Here is a 21,011-nt window from a genome sequence, read left to right on the forward strand (position 1 = left end):
ACATACCCAAGGAGGAGTAAATGTTACAAGCATCAAAGCAATGGCAGTGGATTACTTGTCCTGATAAAAATCGTTTGTTACTTGATTTAAATGACGACATGCAATTATGCACGCCTTATAAATTAAGACAGCTCACCGATTCTGTTTTTAAAAATCCACGTTTTAGTCTCGAAGATGCTGCATTTTACGAACAAGTTTATAATTATCTGGATGGATTTGAATTGTGGTCTGCGGCTCAAATTTGTCAAATATCATTAAATGCTACTGCTGTTAAGTATCACTTAAAACCCGTTTTAGCAAAAAGTTGGTTTTTTGAAGAATATACCGGGACAGAGCCAAGCGTAGAGGCAATAGTAAAATTAACATCTAAAGCGCAGTCAGGTGATTTTTTAATTGTAGAGCATTGTCCTGATGCATCTATTTGTTTGAATTTAAGTGAAACCTTTAAATTAGACGAAAACTTATCTTTAGCGCAATTTGAAGTAATCCGTATTTTGAATAATCGAGTCCACCCCATCCTAAATCAGCAATATCAAAGTCAAACCGCGTAGGGTCTGTTGATCTTTGCGGATTAAAATTTGTTCAAACTAGGGGCTATTTAATCGCAGCGCGAGATTTGTAACCTAGTGGGCTAAGTAAAAACCGAGCAACAAAGAGTAAATAGTCCCTAGGAAGAACCCTTTGGGCAGCGCCTGTTTGGCATTAATGCTACGTTCTCGCCCATTTATGGGGAATAACCACACTGCATAGGCTCTGCCTTGCCTAAATACCAAACAGACTGCTGCAAATTTAACCTTGAAAGTTCAACAGACCCTCATCAAAATTAAGCTTTAAGCGTGTCTTTATGGCGTGTTTGTCGCCCAACCTATGTTATAATCCTGCGCAATTAGCTATTAAGGGTTATTACTTTGCAATTTATCGCACTTACTTCTATCGGAATCGAAAATTTATTGGTTGATGAACTAACAGAACTTGGCGCAACCGTGTCTAAGCAAACTGTTGGTTCTGTTCGTTTTGAGGCTGACTCATTACTTGCGCAAAAGGTTTGTTTATCAACTCGTTTTGCAACGCGTGTGCTTATGCTTATTGAAGAAAAAGAAGGCGTAGATGACAAAAATAGCCTGTATAATTTTGCGCGCTCGCAACCTTGGCAAGAATGGTTTGGACCTACGCAAACATTCGCTGTCGACTTCAACGGTACCAATGACTCATTAAAAAACACGCAATTTTCGGGTCTTGTAATCAAAGATGCGATTGTTGACTATTTTAATGATTTATACGAGCAACGTCCTAACGTTGATAAGCAAGATGCTAACGTGCGCGTAGTTGCACGATTAAATCGTTACGGCGTATCGATGTATATTGACTATTCAGGTCCTCGTTTGTCAGAACGTGGTTACCGCCAAGGCCAAGGTAAAGCGCCAATTAAAGAGCACTTAGCTGCTGCATTAATTAAGCGAAGTGGCTGGCTTGAAAATGTAAAACAGCCTTTATTCGATCCATGTTGTGGTGCGGGTACTATTTTGATAGAAGCTGCCGGTATGGCGCGAAACGAAGCGCCAGGATTATTCCGTGAAGGTTTTGCTTTTGAGCGTTTACCCAGTTTTAGAGCCGCTAAGTTTAAAGAGCTTAAAGAAGAGTTACTCGCTAATATTACTGATCCTAAATTGTGGTTAATTGGCCACGATTACGATGAGCAAGTATTAAGTAAAGCAATTGATAATGCTAAACGAGCCGAGCTTGACGACGTGATTAAGTTTAAGCAAAGTGATGCAACTAAACTTACAGCTGTTGCAAAATTACCGGGTGTTGTAATTTCGAACTTACCTTATGGTGAGCGTATTGGCTCTATGGCTGAGCTTGTTGATTTACACCGTAATTTAGGCGTTGGCTTTAAAAAGCACTTCAATCACTGGAAACTTGCCTTATTGGGTATGGACGAGAGCTTATTTAAACTTTTAAAACTTGTGCGCCTCAAGCGTTATAAATTTAAAAATGGCCCGCTTGATGTAGAACTTAACTTATATCAATTAGATGATAAGCAAGTAAGTTTGACCACAGATGACAAAAAAGCACTCAATTTTGAAGGCTCAACGTCATTCGCAAATAGATTGAAAAAAAATAAGCAAGGCTTAAAAAACTGGCTTAAACAAAATAAAATAGATGCTTATCGCGTCTATGAAGCAGATATCCCTGAATACAATGTTGCTGTAGATATTTATGGTGACTCTGCTGTAATTTTTGAATATGCAGCGCCTAAAGAAATTGATGAAAAAACATCAGAAAAACGCCTGCAAGACGTAATAAGTTTAACGGCTCAACAGCTTGAGATTTCACCTGAAAACATTGCTGTAAAAGTACGTAAAAAGCAGAAGGGCGAAGATCAATACACCGCTATGTCTAAACAAAACCGTACTATGGTTGTTGAAGAGTTTGGTGCTAAGTTCAAAGTTAATTTATTTGACTACTTAGACACAGGCTTGTTTTTAGACCATCGCTTAATGCGCCGTTATATTCAAGAAAATGCTAAAGATAAACGTTTCTTAAACCTTTTTGCATACACAGGTACAGCTTCTGTACATGCTGCTCTTGGTGGTGCTAAAGCCATTACTACAGTCGATTTATCAAAGACCTACTTAAAATGGGGCCAAGATAACTTTGATTTAAATGGTATTAGTAATACACGATACCGTTTTGAACAAGCTGATTGTTTAAAATGGTTAGAGCACGCGACAGCACAATATGATTTGATATTTTTAGATCCTCCAACGTTTTCAAACTCAAAACGTATGAAAGACGCGTTTGATGTACAGAGCGATCACATTAAATTATTAACGTGGGTTAAAAAGATTTTAAGCCCATCAGGTACCTTAATTTTCTCTAATAACAAACGTGGCTTTGTGATAGATGAAGTTGGTCTGATTGGTTTAGGTTTAAAAGCCATTAATATTTCAGATAAAACGTTATCACCAGACTTTAAACGTAATAAAAAAATCCATAATAGCTGGTTAATCACACATGGCTAAATGGGTTTTATACCACACTGATGGTTGCCACTTGTGCGAGCAAGCTGAGCAACTTATCACTGAGGTACTTAGTAATACGAGTGAGTTATTACTAATCGATATTATGACTGATGAGCAGCTTATAGCTGAGTATCAAATTACTATTCCTGTATTAAAAAGTGAAAAAGGCGAGCAATTATTTTGGCCTTTTACTTTACACACTGTGCGCGAATTTTTAGCACAAGCAGAATAAGAGCAAATAAGAACTATGGATTTAATTAGAATTTTAAAAGCACAACTTGCTTTTGGTACGCATGCTTTGCTTAACAAAGCAGATGCCGTTATAGAAAGTGGCGAAAGAGTGTGTGTTGTTGGTCGAAATGGCGCGGGTAAGTCAACTCTATTAAAAGTGCTTGATGGCGAAGTTGTTTTAGATGATGGTGAAATAAATCAGCTAGGCGGGATTAGAATTTCTCGTTTAGAACAAGATCCACCAAAAGGCGCAAATGGCACTGTATTTGATTATGTTGCGCAAGGTATGCCTGAGATTGCAAACTTACTCATTGATTTTCATCATGTAAGTAATGAGCTTCAAACAGAGTGTAACGATAAGTTATTAAACAAACTTGAACGTTTATCAAATCAACTAGAGGCGGCTGATGGCTGGCGCTTTGATAGCCGAATTCAATTAGTGCTAACACAATTAGAATTAACGCCAGAAGCTAAACTTGAGTCTCTTTCTGGTGGTTGGTTACGTAAAGTAGCACTTGCACGTGCACTTGTTAGTGAGCCTGATTTATTATTACTTGATGAGCCAACAAACCATTTAGACATGGCAAGCGTCATGTGGCTTGAGCAATTTTTAAAAGAGTTTAAGGGCGGAATCGTATTTATATCGCATGACCGTGCGTTTATTCGCGCTGTTGCTACGCGTATTTTAGATTTAGACCGTGGTAAGCTTATTTCGTACCCTGGTGATTACGCTACGTACTTAGAGCAAAAAGCCCATGATTTAAAAGTAGAAGAAAGCCAAAATGCATTGTTCGATAAGCGTTTAGCCGAAGAAGAAACATGGATCCGCCAAGGTGTTAAAGCGCGTAGAACGCGTAACGAAGGTAGAGTTCGTGAGTTAAAGCAGCTTCGTACAGAGCGTAAGCAACGTGTTGACCAAGTTGGTAAAACTGATTTCAATATTGAAACAGCAGATCGCTCTGGTAAGTTAGTATTTGAAGCTAAGAATCTTTGTCATGCATTTAAAGACAAAGTTATTGCTGATGATTTTTCTACACTGGTAATGCGCGGTGACAGAATCGGTCTAGTAGGCCCAAATGGTATTGGTAAAACAACACTATTAAAGCTAATGTTTGGTGATTTAGAACCAGATAGCGGCATAACTAAGCAAGGTGTTAATTTAGAGTTTGCTTACTTTGACCAATATCGTGAAAAGCTTGATGAAGAAGCAACAGTTCAAGATAACGTTGCCGAAGGTAAACAAGAAGTGATGATGGGCGGCCGCTCACGTCATGTTTTAGGTTATTTACAAGACTTTTTATTCCCGCCAGCACGTGCTCGAACCCCTGTTAAAGCACTCTCTGGTGGTGAAAAAAACAGATTACTATTAGCTAAATTGTTTTTAAAACCGTCTAATATCCTTGTTCTCGATGAGCCAACAAATGACTTAGACATTGAAACGTTAGAGTTACTAGAGGACATCATTAATCAATACCAAGGTACAGTGCTGATTGTAAGCCATGACCGTGAATTTATTGATAATACATGTTCAAGTGTATGGGCGTTTGAAGGTAACGGTAAAGTTACAGATATTGTAGGTGGCTATAGCGACTATGAGGCTTACGTTAACTATTTAGCTGAACAAGAAAAAAAAACGCAGCAGCAACCAGTAAAAAAAGTTGAAAAAGTAGTCGCTCCAGTTGCTAAACCTGCAGCTAAAACAAATAAACTCTCTTACAAATTAAAACTTGAATTAGAGCAACTACCGAATAAAATGGAAAAACTAGAAGCTGAAATTGAAGCTCAACAAGCTGTAGTTAGTGACTCAGACTTTTTTAAACAAGAGAGTGATGTAACAACTAAAGCATTGAACCATTTGGCACAACTTGAGTCTGACCTTGAAGCTGCGCTTGAGCGCTGGGAAGAACTTGAAGAATTACAGAATCAGTAGTAAGGACTAAAATGAAATATAAATTACTCGCTGCCAGTATTTTAGCGACATTAAGCACTTCAGCAACAAGTGCTACGTACCAGTTAAGTGAATTAGGGACTCTTGAAGACGCTAAATATTCTTATGTAACAGATGTAAGCGAAAGCGGGCATATTATTGGTTTCGCAAATGGTTTATACAATTTACCTATTGATATCAGCTATATAGATTTTACTGAAAATATTATTGAAAATAGCTACGATAATACAGAGGCTGCATTTGATTTAAGTGATAAAGAGATTACCTTTACACTTGATGACATTGAAAATAATGATGCAGTACTTACTAATTCTGATGCACATACTTTCATGGTTAGTTTTTTATCTTCAATTTCTACAAATTTTGAATATCAAAAATTAAGCTCATTAGTTGGCATAAAGTACAATGACACACAAGTAACAGAGCAACCGTTATTTGATGTTGCATCTGTTGATTATGATGGCTTAACGCGTTCAACTATTAACCTTTTTAATGCTGTAAGTGAAGACGGCGTTACTGTTGGTTGGGGCGGTGCTCCTTACGATAAAGTGTCTTTTACACCTGATGGTGAAGATGATGCAGAAACGTGGTTCACACATGAGTTTATAGAACGTGGGATTGTAATAAGTGCTGATGGCAGTATAAGTGTTGAGTTAGAGCCTGAGTTTAATGAATATGGCGGCACAAGCCGGGCTAACGATATAGTCAAAACAAATAGTGGTTACACTGTTGTAGGTAATATTTCTACAAGTATTCCTGATGACAGACAAGATAATATTGATGATAACTGTGATAATGAAGACGAACCAACGTCAGTGTGTATCAACTTATTAAATTCTAATATTTCACGAGGCTTATTTAATAAGCGTGCTGTTAAATGGGAACTTGATGAATCGTTAAATATTATTTCTGTTGAAGAGCTTGGTATGGCACTTACACCTGATGAAGGTGAAACGGAAGATGACGCATTTACGAGTACTGCTTTAGCAGTGAACAACAACGGTACAATTGTAGGTTCATCAAATACGCGTTATTACAAAAATGATGATACGATTCTTACAATGCCAGTCTATTTTAAAGACGGTGCAGTCACTGACTTTATTAATCAAGAAGACGATTGGCAGGCTGGTAAATCAATCGCTATTAATGATAATGATGTAATTACAGGTTATGCGACAAAGCGTATTGAAGGCACTCTTCGTAATAAATTCTTCTATCATGACATCGAAACAGGTAATACAGTTTTTCCAACTGATTATTTTTCAAGTTCAAGTTCTTATGGCAACGATATAAATAATCAAGGATATATTGTAGGCGAAGGGGAAGTGGGTGTATCTGATAGTTCACGACTCAAAGAAGCCTTTATTTACAAAATTGGTGAAGATAAAATCACTAATTTGAATGATTTACTGCCTTGTTATGACACTGATGGCGAAACTGACTACGCTTACTCAATGGTTGAAGCAACAGCTATCAATGAAAATAATGAAATATTTGGTACTGCGACTAAGACAGTTGAAAAACTTGATTCTTTAGGCGGTGCTGTAACTGATATCAATGGTGAAATTGAATACGAAAGTATTGCAGTTGCAGTTAAGTTAACGCCAATTGCAAATGGTGAAGTAGAAAACTGTGCTCCAGTAGAAGCAGAAGTGTATGAGCGTAACTCTGCTAGCTTTCCTTGGTATACATTATTGCTATTACCATTAGTTGGCTTAAGACGTATATTTCGCTTTTAAAGTTTAATAATATTGATTATAAAAAAACCAACTTAATAAAGTTGGTTTTTTTTCGTCTATAATATTTTATAAGATTAGGATTGCCATGAATCTTATAATTATTATTTAGCTTTAACGCTACTAATTATTTCGCGATAACCAAGCCTTTTTAACAGAACGGCGCCAAATAATATCAATACCAAAATAGCCGATAATTGATGCAATAGAAGCACATACTAACGAACCTAGTAAAAATGCAGGACCAATAGTTTCTATGCTCTCAAGAAACCAAGACCAACTAGCTTCAAATACAAAGTGTTGCTCAGGCTGATTAAGTATTAATGTACCCACTAAGTATGAGCCATAAAAAATAGGTGGCATAGTTAGAGGGTTTGTAAGCCATACTAATGCTACTGAGATAGGTAAATTAACTCTAAATAATATAGCGCCGGCTGCTGCTAAAACCATTTGAAAAGGAACAGGGATGAAAGCAAAAAATAACCCGACTGCAAATGCACCTCGAGCAGAACGTCTATTTAAATGCCAAAGATTTGCATCTTGTAAAAGGCGTCCAAATATTCTTAGTGATTTATGATGTCTAATTTTATTTGGATCAGGTAAAAATCTTTGGATCGTTTTTTTAGCCATTTAAAGCAACCATTTACATCAGTGTGGATAAGTCTTGGGTTTGTAATTGGCTGTATAGCAACCGTATTTTATTATCAAACTCTCGAATTTACAGTATTTACAATTTTCATTGTTATAGTGAGCGCTTATTTTAAGCCGTTTTTAAATGTATTGTTAGGCTTTATTTGTGCAATTTGCTTCGTTGGTCTGCATTTTTACGTTTTTTATAGTTTTGAAATACCAAAACCGGATGAAAAGTATGCACTTGATTCTACATTAATTGTTGAAGAGGTTATTTCTGACAAAAAACCTCAATATATTAAAGTTAAAATAGTGGCATTAGAAGGGAGTAATTTTTCGGATTTTAGAGCACCCAAAGCAATGCTCAGTGTTAATTCTGCACAGCCTTTAATAGTAGGTGATGAATTTTCTGCTTTAATTCATTTAAAACATTTTCGTAGTAATAAAAATTTTAATGTATTTGATAATGAACGTTATGCTTTTATAAGTAGAATATTATTTAAAGGTAAAGTGCTTAATAAAAATCTTAATATTATAAATAGCGACAAACAAAGCATAATTTTAGATTATCAGCACTTCCTTAAAAACACTTATACGGATACAAAATTACAGTGGCTCTATTATGCATTGCTTAGCGGTGAAAAATCTTTGATGAGCTACGCTGACAAACAATTAATGCAATCTCTTGGGCTAAGTCATTTACTTGCTATATCGGGGTTACATATTGGTTTGATTTTTAGCTTCGGTTATCTATTTACTCGATTCATTTTTGCAAAAATTAATTCTTCGATTGGGCAATCATTCAACCTGACTCTTTATTACAGTTCATGCGGATTTTTAGTAGCCTTGGTTTATGTGTACTTAAGTGACTTTTTAGTATCGGCAACGCGAGCGCTTATCATGCTGGGTTGTTATTTATTATTGTATTTTCTTGCTAAGCAGCCGCTGCGTTGGCGGAGCATTTTATTTGCCTTGGTTATTGTTTTTATTGTTAACCCATTTAATTTACTCAATCCAGGTCTCTACTTTTCATTTTTAGCTGTTGCTATCATTTTTACAGTTATTAATAAATTACCAATATTAAACACTCGCATAAAAAACAAAGTTATTTCACTGTTTGTTATTCAAATAGCGTTATTTATTGGTTTATTGCCACTTTCACTCTATTTTTTTAATGGGGTAAGTATTGCAGGTTTGATAATAAACTTAATTGCTATACCGCTGCTTTCAATCATTATCTTACCTTTTTTAATTGTTTTTACATTACTGAGTATTTTCTTAGATATAAGTATTTTAATAAACCTGTTTGATACAGGCTTATATGCGCTATTTAAATTGCTTAATGAAATACCAGAATCGTTAAGATGGATAACGACTGGCAGAATTGACTCAATATTTGTCGTTTTTACTTATATTATTATGTTGATGGTTTATTTTCTTCCTTATAAATGGCTCGCTTTTATTCCAGCAATAACGCTTTTATTAAATTATTGGCTAACAGAAAAGTCTAAGTGGCAACTACATGTATTTGATGTTGGGCATGGACTTATGGCATTAATTGAAAAAGATAAACAAGTGCTTATTTATGATTTTGGCCCCAGTTATTTCAATCGCTTTAGCCGTGCGCGAAGTATTTTATTGCCTTATATTAAAGCAAATAATTTAACAGTGAAAACGGCGATTCTAAGTCATGAAGATAATGATCACGCTGGAGGATTACAACATTTCATAGATGCTGGCTTTGGTGAAACATTACAACAATTTCATCCTAAAAATACACATAATGTATGTGAAGTCATAAACATTGATTTTGCTGGATTAAAAGTACAAAGCTTTAGTACAAAAGGGTTTGGAAATGAAAATGATGATTCATGCGTTGTTAGGGTATCAGATAATACTCATAGCGTGTTACTTACCGGTGATATATCAAAGGCGCGTGAAGCATCGCTATTAGCGGATAATAAATCGTTGAAAAGTACAGTAATGTTAAGCCCGCATCATGGCAGCGATACATCCTCAAGTGTTAATTTTATAAATAACGTTGCTCCCCAAGTAGTTATTCATTCAAGTGCCTATAAAGGGCAATGGGAATTCCCTAAGCCTCTTGTCGTCGAACGTTATAACCAAATAAACGCTCAGCAATTTACGACAGGCGTTGAAGGGCAAATTAGTATTAAATTTTATGCAAAGAATTTGGCTATAGAAACAGCAAGAGGGCAGGAAAGTTACTGGTTTATCAAAGATTGACGTTTAGTTTTATCTCATCGGAGGATACAATACAGATTGTTACTGTATTTAGAGAGTGTTATGGATCAAAGTACTACACAAATTTATAAACGTCTTGTCTCATATGTTGGCACCTACAAAAGCGTCGCATTTGTCGCAATTATTGGGATGATAGGCTATTCAGCAATGGATGCTTTATTTATTCAATTAATGAAGCCGTTTATTGATCAAGGTTTGAACCAGCGTAATACAGAAGTTTTAAAGTACGCTCCTTTTGTCGTTATCGCGTTAGTTCTAGGGCGTGGTGTTTTTAACTTTATGTCTTCTTACTGCTTAAGTTATGTAGGCTCCCAAGTTGTACGTTCTTTACGCCAAGAGTTATTTGAGCACATATTGCACTTACCCGTTTCTTTTCATGACAAAAACTCAACGGGAGATTTAATTTCAAAAATCACATTTGATACAGAACAAGTTCAACAGGCGATTACTAAAGCCTTGCTAATAGTTGTACGTGAAGGGGCATTTGTTGTATTTTTACTTGCGGTAATGTTCTATACCAGTTGGCAACTATCACTGATATTTTTAGTGATCATCCCACTTGTTGCTATTATTGTCGCCGTCGTCTCTAAACGTTTTCGCCACATTTCTAAAAACATTCAATCTGCCATGGGGCAAGTTACCCGTAGCTCAGAACAAATGCTGAGCGGACATAAAGTTATTCATGGTTTTGGTGGTCAAGATCAAGAGATTAATCACTTCTCGAAAATTAATAATCATAATCGTCAGCAACGTATCAAAATGGACGCAACTAAAGCGCTTAGTGTGTCTATAATTCAAATTTTAGCGGCAAGTGCCATGGCAGTTATTTTGTGGGCGGTGTCGTTGCCATCAATGATTGATACGATTACATCTGGTGACTTCATGGCATTAATTGCCTCAATGATGATGTTATTACGTCCGCTAAAACAACTTGCCAATGTGAATAGTGATATGCAACGTGGTATCTCTGCAGCGCAAAGTATATTTTTAGTTTTAGACGAAGAAATGGAAAAAGATACAGGCACTGTTTCGGTTGATAAAGTTAAAGGTTTAATTGAAGTTAAGAACGTAACCTTTAAGTACCCAACTAAAGATGAAGCCGTATTAAACGATTTGTCGCTAACGATTGAGGCGGGTGAAAGTATTGCCTTAGTAGGGCGCTCAGGCTCTGGTAAGTCAACAATTTCTAACTTGTTACCCCGCTATTATGATTTAGAACTACCGAGTGAAATATTACTTGATGGCATAGCACTGCAGGACTATAAATTAACTGATCTGCGTCGCCAATTTGCTTTAGTGTCTCAGCAAGTTGTGTTATTTAACGATACGATTGCCAATAATATTTGTTATGGCATAAAGCACGATGTGTCTGTTGAAGAGTTAGAACAAGTTGCCAAACAAGCGCACGTGTGGGAATTTGTTAAAGACCTGCCAGAGCAATTAAACACCATGGTAGGCGAAAATGGGGTAATGCTCTCAGGTGGTCAACGCCAGCGAATAGCGATAGCGCGTGCAATATTAAAAGATGCACCTATTTTGATTTTAGATGAGGCAACATCAGCACTTGATACCGAATCAGAAAAGCTTATTCAGCAAGCATTAGAAACGCTAATGAAAGATAAAACCTCTATTGTTATAGCACATCGCTTATCTACTATTGAAAACAGTGACCGAATTTATGTTATTGATAACGGTAGTGTGATAGAAAGTGGCGATCATAGTAGCTTATTAGCAAATGACGGTACTTATTCAGCACTTTGCAAAATGCAGTTTGGTGATCAGGCGTGAGCAAAATAGAGCAAAGCTGGTATAAACCATTTGGTCTAATTACTTTACTGTTATTACCATTAAGTGCTTTGTTTTGGGTTGTATCGTCATTTCGAAAATACTTATACAGCGCTAAAATACTTAAATCTTTTGAGTGCAAAACGCCTGTAATTGTAGTTGGCAATATAAGCGTTGGCGGTAATGGTAAAACGCCTTTTGTTTTGTGGCTGTATAGTCATTTAACACAGCAAGGTTTATCAGTGGGTATTATTAGTAGAGGTTATGGTGGGCAATCAGATAATTACCCGCTGTTAGTCACTTCAGTTGTTGACGCCCAACAGGCTGGAGATGAGCCTGTACTTTTATACCATCGTTTAAAGTGCCCAATAGCAGTTGGCCCTAATAGACAACACAATATCGATTTATTAGAAAAAAATTATACGCTAGATGTCATTATTTCTGATGATGGGATGCAGCATTATAAAATGCCTCGTAGCATTGAGTGTTGTATTGTTGATAGTGAACGCCGCTTTGGTAATGGTTTTGTTATGCCCGCAGGGCCACTACGCGAAACAACTAAACGCTTACAAAGTGTTGATATAGTAATTGAAAATGGCGGTGAGGCTAATAATAGCTACGTGCTGCAAGTAAGTAACCTTCGCTTAGTTAATTCAAGTGATGATGCAAAAAGTAACGTAAGCGAGGCGCATGCAATAAGTGCAATTGGGAACCCTAAACGGTTTGAAAACTCATTAGAAGCACAAAATATTAAGCTATTGTCGACTCATCACTTTAGAGATCATTATGCTTATACAGCAGATGATTTTATTCAGTTTGGTGATGATTGCATTATAATGACCGAAAAAGACGCGGTTAAATGTAAGTCCTTTGCAAAACCTAATTGGTATTATTTACCTGTAGATGCAGAGCCTTCCGATAGCGTAATAAACACATTAAATTCATTATTAAAAGAAAAAGGAATACTCAATGGCCTTTGATACAAAATTACTCGAGATAATTGCCTGCCCAGTTTGTAAGGGTAAATTACGCTTTGATAGAAAAAACAACGAACTAATTAGTACTGCAGCTAAGCTTGCTTACCCCGTTCAAGATGATATTCCAGTATTGCTTGAAAACGAAGCACGTGAGTTATCTTTAGAAGAGGTTGAAAAGTGGAATTCGTAGTTGTAATTCCTGCACGTTTTGCATCAACCCGACTACCTGGTAAGCCGCTTGCTGATATTTGCGGTAAGCCAATGGTTCAACATGTTTACGAAAAAGCATGTTTATCAGGTGCAAGTAAAGTGGTTATAGCAACCGATCATCAAAAAGTGTTTGATGCAGTAAGTTTATTTACTAGTGATGTTGTAATGACTCGCGAAGATCACCAATCGGGTACTGAGCGTTTAGCCGAAGTAGTTGATTTACTTGATCTCGACAGCAATACAATTGTGGTTAATGTACAAGGCGATGAGCCCTTACTTGCGCCAGAAAACGTATCTCAAGTTGCTGCACTATTAAGTGATTCAACAGCACCAATGGCAACGTTAAGTGTTGCTATTGAAGAGCGTGATGAAGTATTTAATCCTAATGCCGTTAAAGTGGTTAGCGATATAAATAAAAATGCGCTGTATTTTTCTCGTGCAAGTATTCCGTTTGATAGAAGCACAATGATGAATGACAGCAGTGCTCTTAATTTAGCGCCATTTCAGCGCCACGTAGGTATTTATGCGTACAGAGCGGGTTTTATTAAACAATATATAGAATTGAGCGTATCGCCACTTGAGCTACTTGAATCGCTTGAGCAGTTACGTGTGTTGTATCATGGTTATAAAATCAAAATAGAACAAGCTCAAATAGCCCCTCATGCAGGTGTCGATACGCCCGATGACTTAGCGAAAGTGATAGCGCATATTAAAAGTACAAGCGCGTGAGTGAACAAGTAAGTAAAATATTAAAAATCGTTTTTACACATAACGATTTTTATATTTTAGAAAAGCCAGCGGGTCTTAATTTTCATTCGGAAGAGGGCCCCGGCTTTGTTGTGTTAGCCGAACAACAATTAGCGCAAAAGCTTTATGCCGTTCATCGTTTAGATAAAGTGACATCAGGGCTGATTATTTTAGCGCGAAACAAAGCCGCTGCGGCCAGCTTTACTGTTATGTTTACTGAGCATGCGATTGCTAAATTTTATTTAGCGATTAGTGACGCTAAACCAAAAAAGAAGCAAGGTTGGATTAAAGGCGATATGGCTAAATCTCGCCGTGGCTCGTTTAAGTTACTAACGAGTAAGCTTAACCCTGCAATCACCCGATTTTATTCGCTAAGTTATAAGCCGGGATTTAGAGGGTATATTTTAAAGCCTTATTCAGGAAAGACGCATCAATTAAGAGTGGCACTAAAAAGTATTGGCTCTGCTATTTTAGGCGATGCAATGTATTCAGGCACGCCATCAAATCGTACCTATTTACATGCATATGCATTGAGCTTTTTATGGCTAGGTGAACAAATACAGCTAACTTTATTACCCGATAATGGTGATGAGTATTTGGCGTTAATTAAACATCAAGATTTTCAAGCATGGCAATCGCCATGGCAACTGGATTGGTAAATGAGCGAAAAAGTTACAGATATACGTTTTGGTGGTATTAAACGTTTATATGGTCATCAACAGTTTGATTGGCTTCAAGAAGCACATTTTTGTGTAGTAGGGATTGGTGGTGTAGGGAGCTGGACAGCAGAAGCACTTGCACGTACTGGTGTTGGTAAAATAACATTGATTGATTTGGATGATATTTGCGCGACTAACGTCAATAGACAAATTCATGCGTTAACGGGCACTATTGGTCAAGCTAAAGTAGATGCAATGAAAGCGCGCTGCGAGCTTATTAATCCAGAGTGCCAAATTAATGTAATAGATGACTTTATTACGCTTGATAATATTCAAGAGCATATTCAAGGTTTTGATTATGTAATTGATTGTATTGATGCAGTTAAAGAAAAAGCAGCATTAATTGCTCACTGTAAACGTAATAAACTACCTATAATTACAACTGGTGGTGCTGGCGGGCAAACAGATCCTAGCCAAATAACGTTTGGTGATGTAGCCAAAACTACGCAAGACCCATTGCTTGCAAAAGTACGTTATATTTTGCGTAAGCAATATAATTTTAGTAATAATCCTAAACGTAAATTTAATATTGATTGTGTTTACTCAACAGAGCAATTGGTTTACCCAGGAAGCGATGGCAGCGTATGTCATGCAAAGCAAAGTGCTGATGGCTCGATGAATATGGATTGTAATAATGGTTTTGGATCTGTGACTATGATCACAGGAAGCTTTGGCTTTTTTGTTGCGGCAAAAGCGGTGCGTAAATATCTAGATAAAAAACAACGCTCGCAAGCTTAGTTTTTGCTAACTAAGCTTGTGTTGTGCCATGGTTTGTATTTTATCAACCATGGCTTTAATACCATTACCACGTGATGCGCTTAAGTGGCTTATAAGGCCGAGCTTTTCAAATTCTTCATACGCATTTTTATTCACTACTTGCTCTGGTGTGAGGCCATTGTAAAGCGCTAAAATAATGGCTAATAATCCTTTTACTATACGTGTATCTGAGTCACCAATTACAACAAGTGTATTTTCTGTTAAATCAAATTCAACAAACATCCATACTTTGCTTTCACAGCCTGGTACAAGTGCATCATCAGTCTTCAAAACATCAGCTAAAACAGGTAAAGTTTTTCCTAAAAGCATTATCTCACGATATTTTTGCTGCCAAGCGGGCGCATTTTTTATAGATTCTGTGACTTTGTTAAACGTATTTGTCATGAGTTATCCTAATTAATTCTATTAAAGTGACGTTTAGTACAGTAAAGCGATACATTTTTTAAGTGAATCAATGAATATATCTACATCTTCATAGGTATTATAAAAACAAAAGCTCGCTCTTAGCGTTCCATTAAGCCCTAAATGTGTCATTAATGGCTGTGTACAATGGTGTCCACTCCTTAATGCAACCCCGTACCCGTCAAGTAAAGTTGCCAAATCATAAGGATGTTCATCATTTAAGTTGAAGCAGAGTGTACCAATATTGTCAGATAGGTTGCTATATATTGTAATACCATCAACCTTTACCAATTTTTGAGCGGCATAACTAAACAATTTTTGCTCATATTGCTGGATTTTTGCGTGATCTAATTCATTTAAATAGTCTAATGCGGCACCAAAGCCTAAAACTCCAGAGATATTTGGTGTTCCAGTTTCAAATTTTGCAGGCGCAGGACGATAAGTACTGTGAGTTAAGTACACTTTATCGATCATTTCCCCACCTGATTGGTAAATATCAAGGGTATTTAATTGCTCATATCGACCATAAAGCACACCTAATCCTGTTGGGCCGAGCATTTTATGGCTTGAGCAGACATAAAAGTCACAGTTTAATTCACGTAAATCGGGTTTTAAATGCAGTGCACCTTGTGCACCATCCACTAGAACAAGAGAATTGACGTCTTTTGCAGCTCTAATTAGTGGTTTTAAATCGGTTATATTACCCAGTGTGTTAGATGCTTGTGTAATAGCTAATAGGGCAGGTTTTGTTTCTTTTATAAATTTACAGCATTCTTTGGTGTTCAGCGTGCCATTTTTATTTAGTGGAAGCGCTATTAATTTAGCACCCGTTTGTTGACTCACTATTTGCCAAGGCACTATGTTTGCATGATGCTCAAGCGGAGATATCATTATGGTATGACTTTCATTTAAGCGCTTTTTTAATCCGTTAGCGACCAAGTTAATGGCTTCTGTAGCGCCTTTAGTCCATACAATCTCTTTACTAAATACATTGAAATACTCTGCAGTTTTATCCCGTACTTGTTCATATGAATAAGTTGCTTGCTCGCTAAGTGTATGGCGTCCACGGTGTACATTAGCGTTTTGAAACGTGTAGAATTCAGTAATTGTATCTATAACTGATTGAGGCTTTTGTGAGGTTGCTGCTGAGTCTAAATAAACAAGCGGGCAGCCGTTTATTGTTTGATTTAATGTTGGGAAGTCGTTTCTAATTTTATTTATATCAAACTTTAAAGCAAGCATGGCTCATCTACATAGTGTTTTTAAGGCAGGAATTGTAATCGGTTTATGATAATTCTCAAGTGTTGTTAATAAAAAAGGCCGCAAAATGCGGCCTTTTTAAACTAACCAACGTTAATTAACGCTTGTCAGTTGATACGTAGTCACGTTGAGTGTAACCAGTATAAAGTTGACGAGGACGGCTGATCTTATGACCAGGTTGAGATAGCATCTCATCCCAGTGAGTGATCCAACCAACAGTACGTGCCATTGCAAAGATTACAGTGAACATGCTTGTTGGAATACCAATCGCTTTTAAGATAATACCAGAGTAGAAATCTACATTAGGGTATAGTTTTTTCTCTACAAAGTATGGGTCTTCAAGCGCAATTTGCTCAAGCTTCATAGCAATATCAAGAAGTGGATCTTGGATATTCAGCTCAGCTAAAACTTCGTGACACGTTTGACGCATTACTGTAGCGCGTGGGTCAAAGTTTTTGTAAACACGGTGTCCAAAGCCCATAAGGCGGAACGGGTCAGCTTTATCTTTAGCTTTAGCTACGTATTCATCAATACGGTCAACAGAGCCAATCTCTTCTAACATGTTTAAACATGCTTCATTAGCGCCGCCGTGAGCAGGGCCCCATAAAGATGCAATACCAGCTGCAATACATGCATACGGGTTAGCACCAGATGAACCAGCAAGACGAACTGTTGAAGTTGATGCATTTTGTTCATGATCTGCATGAAGCATAAAGATTTTATCCATCGCTTTTGCAGTTACTGGATTAACTTTATATTCTTCAGCAGGTACAGAGAACATCATGTGTAAGAAGTTTTCTGCGTAGCTTAAATCGTTACGTGGGTATACAAACGGTTGGCCGATATTTGTTTTATAAGCCATTGCCGCGATTGTTGGTAACTTAGCAACAAGCTTAACTGCGCTTGTTTTACGTTGTTCAGCATCAGTAATATCAAGGTCTTCATGATAGAAAGATGATAATGCACCTACTACGCCACAAAGCATTGCCATTGGGTGAGCGTCAAAGCGGAAACCTTGGAAAAAGTTAGCAATCTTCTCGTCAAGCATAGTGCTTGTAGTGATTTCATTCTTAAAAACTTCATATTGTTCTTTAGAAGGTAACTCACCATTTAAAAGTAAGTAACAAAGTTCAATGTAATTTGAGTCTTCAGCTAATTGCTCAATTGGGTAACCACGGTGAAGTAGTACACCTTTACCACCATCAATATAGGTGATTGCAGATTCACAAGAACCAGTCGACATGAAACCTGGGTCATAAGTAAAGTGACCGTGTGAACCTAACGTACGTACGTCGATTACATCTTGGCCAGCAGTGCCTTGATAAATTGGAAGTTCGATTGGATCTAGTCCATCAATTTGGACTGTGGCTTTTTTATCTGCCATCGTTATGTATCTCCTATTAAGATATCTATTCTGATTTTTAGATTTTAAAGTTCTGAAATCTGTTTTAAGCACATCTTCTCATTTTAACGTGAAAGAGGGGGTTAAAGTCAATTTTTATAAACATTATGCATATATGTATAATAAATATTCGGTATTAATTAAATATAATACTATTGGCTAATTCGCAAACATCTCTAAATAAACAAGAATTGTAAAAAGCCCTGTGGGTATATATACTAACGGTGGTTTTAAACCGTATTGTATTTGGGTAAACATATTCTTAACAGCTTAAAATTTACAGGTTTGTGAACTTTAATTGTTTTGGTACGTTTATTTTGATAGTTCCATCAGTAATATTTGGTGGGTTTTTAGAAAAACAAGTAGATGAGCTCCACTGTGAGCAAAGATGGGCAAGTAACTGTGAAAAAGCAAAGACCTGTAAATCTAGATCTAACAACTATATCTATGCCGGCAACGGCTAAAGCTTCAATTTTTCACCGCGTCACCGGTGTTGCATTATTTTTTGCTTTAACGTTTGTCATTTGGGCTTGGTCTGAGTCTCTCTCTTCAGCTGAAAGTTTTGAATTCGTCAAGGGTCTGTTTAACGGATTCATTGCCAAATTTATAGCTTGGGGCACTGTTTCTGTATTAGGTTATCACCTTATTGGTGGTATCCGTCATATGATTATGGATATGGGACATTGGGAAGAACTTGAATCAGGTAACCTCAGCGCTAAAGTTTCAATGGCTCTTGGTGTTGTGTTTGCCGTATTGGCAGGGGTGTGGATATGGTTTTAAATCAAGCAACTCTAAAACGTGATGGTGTACAAGATTTCGTATCTTTACGTACCACGGCATTAATAATCAGCGCTTACGCGATTTTTATTATCGGCTATTTTTTAGCGACGCCAGAAGTCACTTTCGAAGCCTGGACAGGCCTCTTCTCTAACCTAGCAATGAAAGGGTTTACGTTAATTACCCTTGTTTGCATTATGGTTCATACCCGCATTGGCCTTTGGCAAGTTCTTACAGACTATGTTAAGTGCGCAAAGCTTCGTGCAGTTTTAGGTTTTGTATTAAACCTAATGGCCGTTGCTTACGTAGCTATTGGTCTAATCGTATTATGGGGTGTTTAAGTGAAATATTCTGTTCGTGAATTTGACGCCGTAGTAATTGGTGCAGGTGGTGCAGGTATGCGCGCTGCTTTAGCAATTACAGAATCTGGCAAAACGTGTGCATTAATATCTAAAGTATTTCCAACGCGCTCACACACTGTATCTGCTCAAGGCGGTATTACGGTTGCGCTTGGTAATTCACACGAAGATAACTGGGAATGGCATATGTACGATACCGTTAAAGGTTCCGATTTTATCGGTGACCAAGACGCTATTGAATACATGTGTCAAACTGGCCCAGAAGCTATTACCGAATTAGAAAACATGGGTTTACCATTTTCTCGTTTTGAAAATGGCCGTGTTTACCAACGTCCTTTCGGTGGTCAATCGAAAAACTTTGGTGGTGAACAAGCCGCACGTACTGCAGCAGCTGCTGACCGTACTGGTCATGCTTTATTACACCTTCTATATCAACAAAACGTTAAAAACAAAACAAATGTATTCTCTGAATGGTATGCACTTGATTTAGTTAAAAACGATAATGGTGATGTAGTAGGGTGTACTGCAATTGAGATTGAGACAGGTGAAGTTACCTTCTTCAAATCTAAAGCTGTTGTATTAGCTACTGGTGGTGCAGGTCGTATATTTGCATCAACCACTAATGCTCACATTAACACTGGTGACGGTGTTGGTATGGCAACACGTGCTGGTATTTCTATGCAAGACATGGAAATGTGGCAGTTCCACCCAACGGGTATCGCAGGTGCTGGTACGCTAGTAACTGAAGGTTGTCGTGGTGAAGGCGGTTATCTTTTAAATAAAGATGGCGAACGCTTCATGGAACGTTACGCACCAAACGCAAAAGACTTAGCGTCTCGCGACGTTGTTGCACGTTCAATGATGACTGAAATCCGTGAAGGTCGTGGTTGTGATGGTCCTTGGGGTCCACATCTTAAGTTAAAACTTGACCACTTAGGTGAAGAAACACTTAACTTACGTCTTCCTGGCGTATGTGACCTTGCTAAAACATTTGCTCACGTTGACCCTGCAAAAGAGCCAATTCCAGTAATTCCAACTTGTCATTATATGATGGGTGGTGTTCCTACTAATGTAAATGGACAAGCGCTACAAATCGATGCTCAAGGCAACGAAACAGTAGTTCAAGGTTTATTTGCAGTAGGTGAGATTGCCTGTGTATCTGTACACGGTGCAAACCGCTTAGGTGGTAACTCATTACTTGATTTAGTTGTGTTTGGTCGTGCTGCGGGTAACTTCTTAGGTAAGTACCTAAATGACGTTGAAATATCTAAAGCTGCTTCAGAATCAGACTTAGAAGCGTCTCTTGCACGTTACAATCGTTGGGAAAATTCAACGGCTGGCCAAGGTGAAGATCCAGTTCAAATCAAAAAAGACCTACAACAATGTATGCAGCTTAACTTCTCGGTATTCCGTGAAGGTGACTCAATGGCTGCAGGTCTTCAAGAACTTAAAGAAATTCGCGAACGTCTGCAACATGCTCGTCTTGATGATAAATCATCAGACTTCAATACGCAGCGTATCGAATGTCTTGAACTAGACAACTTAATGGAAACAGCTTACTCGACTGCAGTAGCTGCAAACTTCCGTACAGAAAGCCGTGGTGCACATTCTCGCTTTGACTACCCAGATCGTGATGACGAAAACTGGTTATGTCACTCAGTATTCAATCCTGTAACGGATGAAATGAGCAAGCGTGATGTAAACTATGCGCCTAAAACGCGTGAAGCTTTCCCACCTAAAGCACGTGTTTACTAGGAGAT

At 37.5% G+C, this 21,011-nt stretch carries 19 protein-coding genes; 15 read left to right on the forward strand and 4 right to left on the reverse strand.

Annotated features, from left to right (window positions below; all coding sequences use genetic code 11):
- Positions 1 to 20: 20 nt before the first annotated feature.
- The 5 genes from I6F43_RS15095 to I6F43_RS15115 all read left to right on the forward strand — a co-directional run bounded on the left by I6F43_RS15095 (position 21) and on the right by I6F43_RS15115 (position 6,944).
- Positions 21 to 551, forward strand: coding sequence for a cell division protein ZapC (locus I6F43_RS15095; protein WP_007586900.1), 531 nt, complete (start codon positions 21 to 23; stop codon positions 549 to 551).
- 357 nt (positions 552 to 908) lie between these two features.
- Positions 909 to 3,026, forward strand: a complete 2,118-nt coding sequence (gene rlmKL, locus I6F43_RS15100; protein WP_007586899.1) for a bifunctional 23S rRNA (guanine(2069)-N(7))-methyltransferase RlmK/23S rRNA (guanine(2445)-N(2))-methyltransferase RlmL — start codon at positions 909 to 911, stop codon at positions 3,024 to 3,026.
- Positions 3,019 to 3,258, forward strand: a complete 240-nt coding sequence (locus tag I6F43_RS15105) for a glutaredoxin family protein (RefSeq protein WP_007586898.1) — start codon at positions 3,019 to 3,021, stop codon at positions 3,256 to 3,258. The genes rlmKL and I6F43_RS15105 overlap by 8 nt, the downstream gene beginning before the upstream one ends.
- A gap of 15 nt (positions 3,259 to 3,273) precedes the next feature.
- Positions 3,274 to 5,187 carry an ATP-binding cassette ATPase Uup gene (gene uup, locus I6F43_RS15110; protein ID WP_197102975.1) on the forward strand — a complete coding sequence of 638 codons (1,914 nt, stop codon included), beginning with the start codon at positions 3,274 to 3,276 and terminating at the stop codon, positions 5,185 to 5,187.
- Between the two features lie 11 nt (positions 5,188 to 5,198).
- Positions 5,199 to 6,944 (forward strand): DUF3466 family protein, encoded by a 1,746-nt coding sequence (locus tag I6F43_RS15115; RefSeq protein ID WP_197102977.1) that lies wholly within the window; start codon positions 5,199 to 5,201, stop codon positions 6,942 to 6,944.
- 120 nt (positions 6,945 to 7,064) lie between these two features.
- Here I6F43_RS15115 and I6F43_RS15120 read toward each other — a convergent pair whose 3' ends face one another.
- Positions 7,065 to 7,571 carry a DUF2062 domain-containing protein gene (locus I6F43_RS15120; protein ID WP_007586895.1) on the reverse strand — a complete coding sequence of 169 codons (507 nt, stop codon included), beginning with the start codon at positions 7,569 to 7,571 and terminating at the stop codon, positions 7,065 to 7,067.
- On the opposite strand from I6F43_RS15120, the gene I6F43_RS15125 reads away from it, so the two are divergent.
- From I6F43_RS15125 to tcdA, 7 genes are read left to right on the forward strand one after another with little or no spacing between them, the layout of a single operon-like run.
- A complete protein-coding gene (locus tag I6F43_RS15125; protein WP_197102979.1) occupies positions 7,551 to 9,818 on the forward strand; it encodes a DNA internalization-related competence protein ComEC/Rec2 in 2,268 nt (755 codons plus the stop codon). The two genes, I6F43_RS15120 and I6F43_RS15125, sit on opposite strands and share 21 nt — an antisense overlap.
- Positions 9,819 to 9,878: 60 nt before the next feature.
- Entirely contained in the window at positions 9,879 to 11,624 is a 1,746-nt protein-coding gene (gene msbA / locus I6F43_RS15130; RefSeq protein ID WP_197102981.1) for a lipid A export permease/ATP-binding protein MsbA, read from the forward strand.
- Positions 11,621 to 12,601, forward strand: a complete 981-nt coding sequence (gene lpxK / locus I6F43_RS15135) for a tetraacyldisaccharide 4'-kinase (protein WP_024594729.1) — start codon at positions 11,621 to 11,623, stop codon at positions 12,599 to 12,601. The genes msbA and lpxK overlap by 4 nt, the downstream gene beginning before the upstream one ends.
- Positions 12,591 to 12,788 (forward strand): Trm112 family protein, encoded by a 198-nt coding sequence (locus I6F43_RS15140; protein ID WP_197102983.1) that lies wholly within the window; start codon positions 12,591 to 12,593, stop codon positions 12,786 to 12,788. Before lpxK ends, I6F43_RS15140 begins: the two co-directional genes overlap by 11 nt.
- Entirely contained in the window at positions 12,776 to 13,537 is a 762-nt protein-coding gene (kdsB, locus tag I6F43_RS15145; RefSeq protein WP_197102985.1) for a 3-deoxy-manno-octulosonate cytidylyltransferase, read from the forward strand. The genes I6F43_RS15140 and kdsB overlap by 13 nt, the downstream gene beginning before the upstream one ends.
- On the forward strand, positions 13,534 to 14,214 hold the full coding sequence (locus I6F43_RS15150; RefSeq protein WP_024604817.1) for a TIGR01621 family pseudouridine synthase: 681 nt from the start codon (positions 13,534 to 13,536) through the stop codon (positions 14,212 to 14,214). Before kdsB ends, I6F43_RS15150 begins: the two co-directional genes overlap by 4 nt.
- Positions 14,215 to 15,012: a tRNA cyclic N6-threonylcarbamoyladenosine(37) synthase TcdA gene (gene tcdA, locus I6F43_RS15155; RefSeq protein WP_024603405.1), complete on the forward strand. Its 798-nt coding sequence runs from the start codon at positions 14,215 to 14,217 to the stop codon at positions 15,010 to 15,012.
- Between the two features lie 6 nt (positions 15,013 to 15,018).
- Here the strand turns inward: tcdA and I6F43_RS15160 are convergent, their stop codons facing one another.
- The 3 genes from I6F43_RS15160 to I6F43_RS15170 all read right to left on the reverse strand — a co-directional run bounded on the left by I6F43_RS15160 (position 15,019) and on the right by I6F43_RS15170 (position 18,097).
- Entirely contained in the window at positions 15,019 to 15,435 is a 417-nt protein-coding gene (locus tag I6F43_RS15160) for a SufE family protein (protein WP_008172666.1), read from the reverse strand.
- Positions 15,436 to 15,468: 33 nt separating this feature from the next.
- A complete protein-coding gene (locus I6F43_RS15165; RefSeq protein ID WP_197102987.1) occupies positions 15,469 to 16,695 on the reverse strand; it encodes a SufS family cysteine desulfurase in 1,227 nt (408 codons plus the stop codon).
- Positions 16,696 to 16,810: 115 nt separating this feature from the next.
- Positions 16,811 to 18,097 carry a citrate synthase gene (locus I6F43_RS15170; RefSeq protein ID WP_007586875.1) on the reverse strand — a complete coding sequence of 429 codons (1,287 nt, stop codon included), beginning with the start codon at positions 18,095 to 18,097 and terminating at the stop codon, positions 16,811 to 16,813.
- 420 nt (positions 18,098 to 18,517) lie between these two features.
- Here I6F43_RS15170 and sdhC point away from each other — a divergent pair, with 420 nt between their 5' ends.
- From sdhC to sdhA, 3 genes are read left to right on the forward strand one after another with little or no spacing between them, the layout of a single operon-like run.
- The gene (gene sdhC, locus I6F43_RS15175) at positions 18,518 to 18,895 is read left to right on the forward strand and encodes a succinate dehydrogenase, cytochrome b556 subunit (RefSeq protein WP_076914908.1); all 378 of its coding nucleotides are present in this window, start codon (positions 18,518 to 18,520) and stop codon (positions 18,893 to 18,895) included.
- Positions 18,886 to 19,233 (forward strand): succinate dehydrogenase, hydrophobic membrane anchor protein, encoded by a 348-nt coding sequence (gene sdhD, locus I6F43_RS15180; protein ID WP_007586873.1) that lies wholly within the window; start codon positions 18,886 to 18,888, stop codon positions 19,231 to 19,233. The genes sdhC and sdhD overlap by 10 nt, the downstream gene beginning before the upstream one ends.
- On the forward strand, positions 19,234 to 21,006 hold the full coding sequence (gene sdhA, locus I6F43_RS15185; RefSeq protein ID WP_007375750.1) for a succinate dehydrogenase flavoprotein subunit: 1,773 nt from the start codon (positions 19,234 to 19,236) through the stop codon (positions 21,004 to 21,006). It abuts the gene before it with no gap.
- Positions 21,007 to 21,011: the final 5 nt, after the last annotated feature.

Source organism: Pseudoalteromonas sp. NZS71_1 (assembly GCF_015864305.1).
Taxonomy (GTDB): domain Bacteria; phylum Pseudomonadota; class Gammaproteobacteria; order Enterobacterales; family Alteromonadaceae; genus Pseudoalteromonas; species Pseudoalteromonas arctica.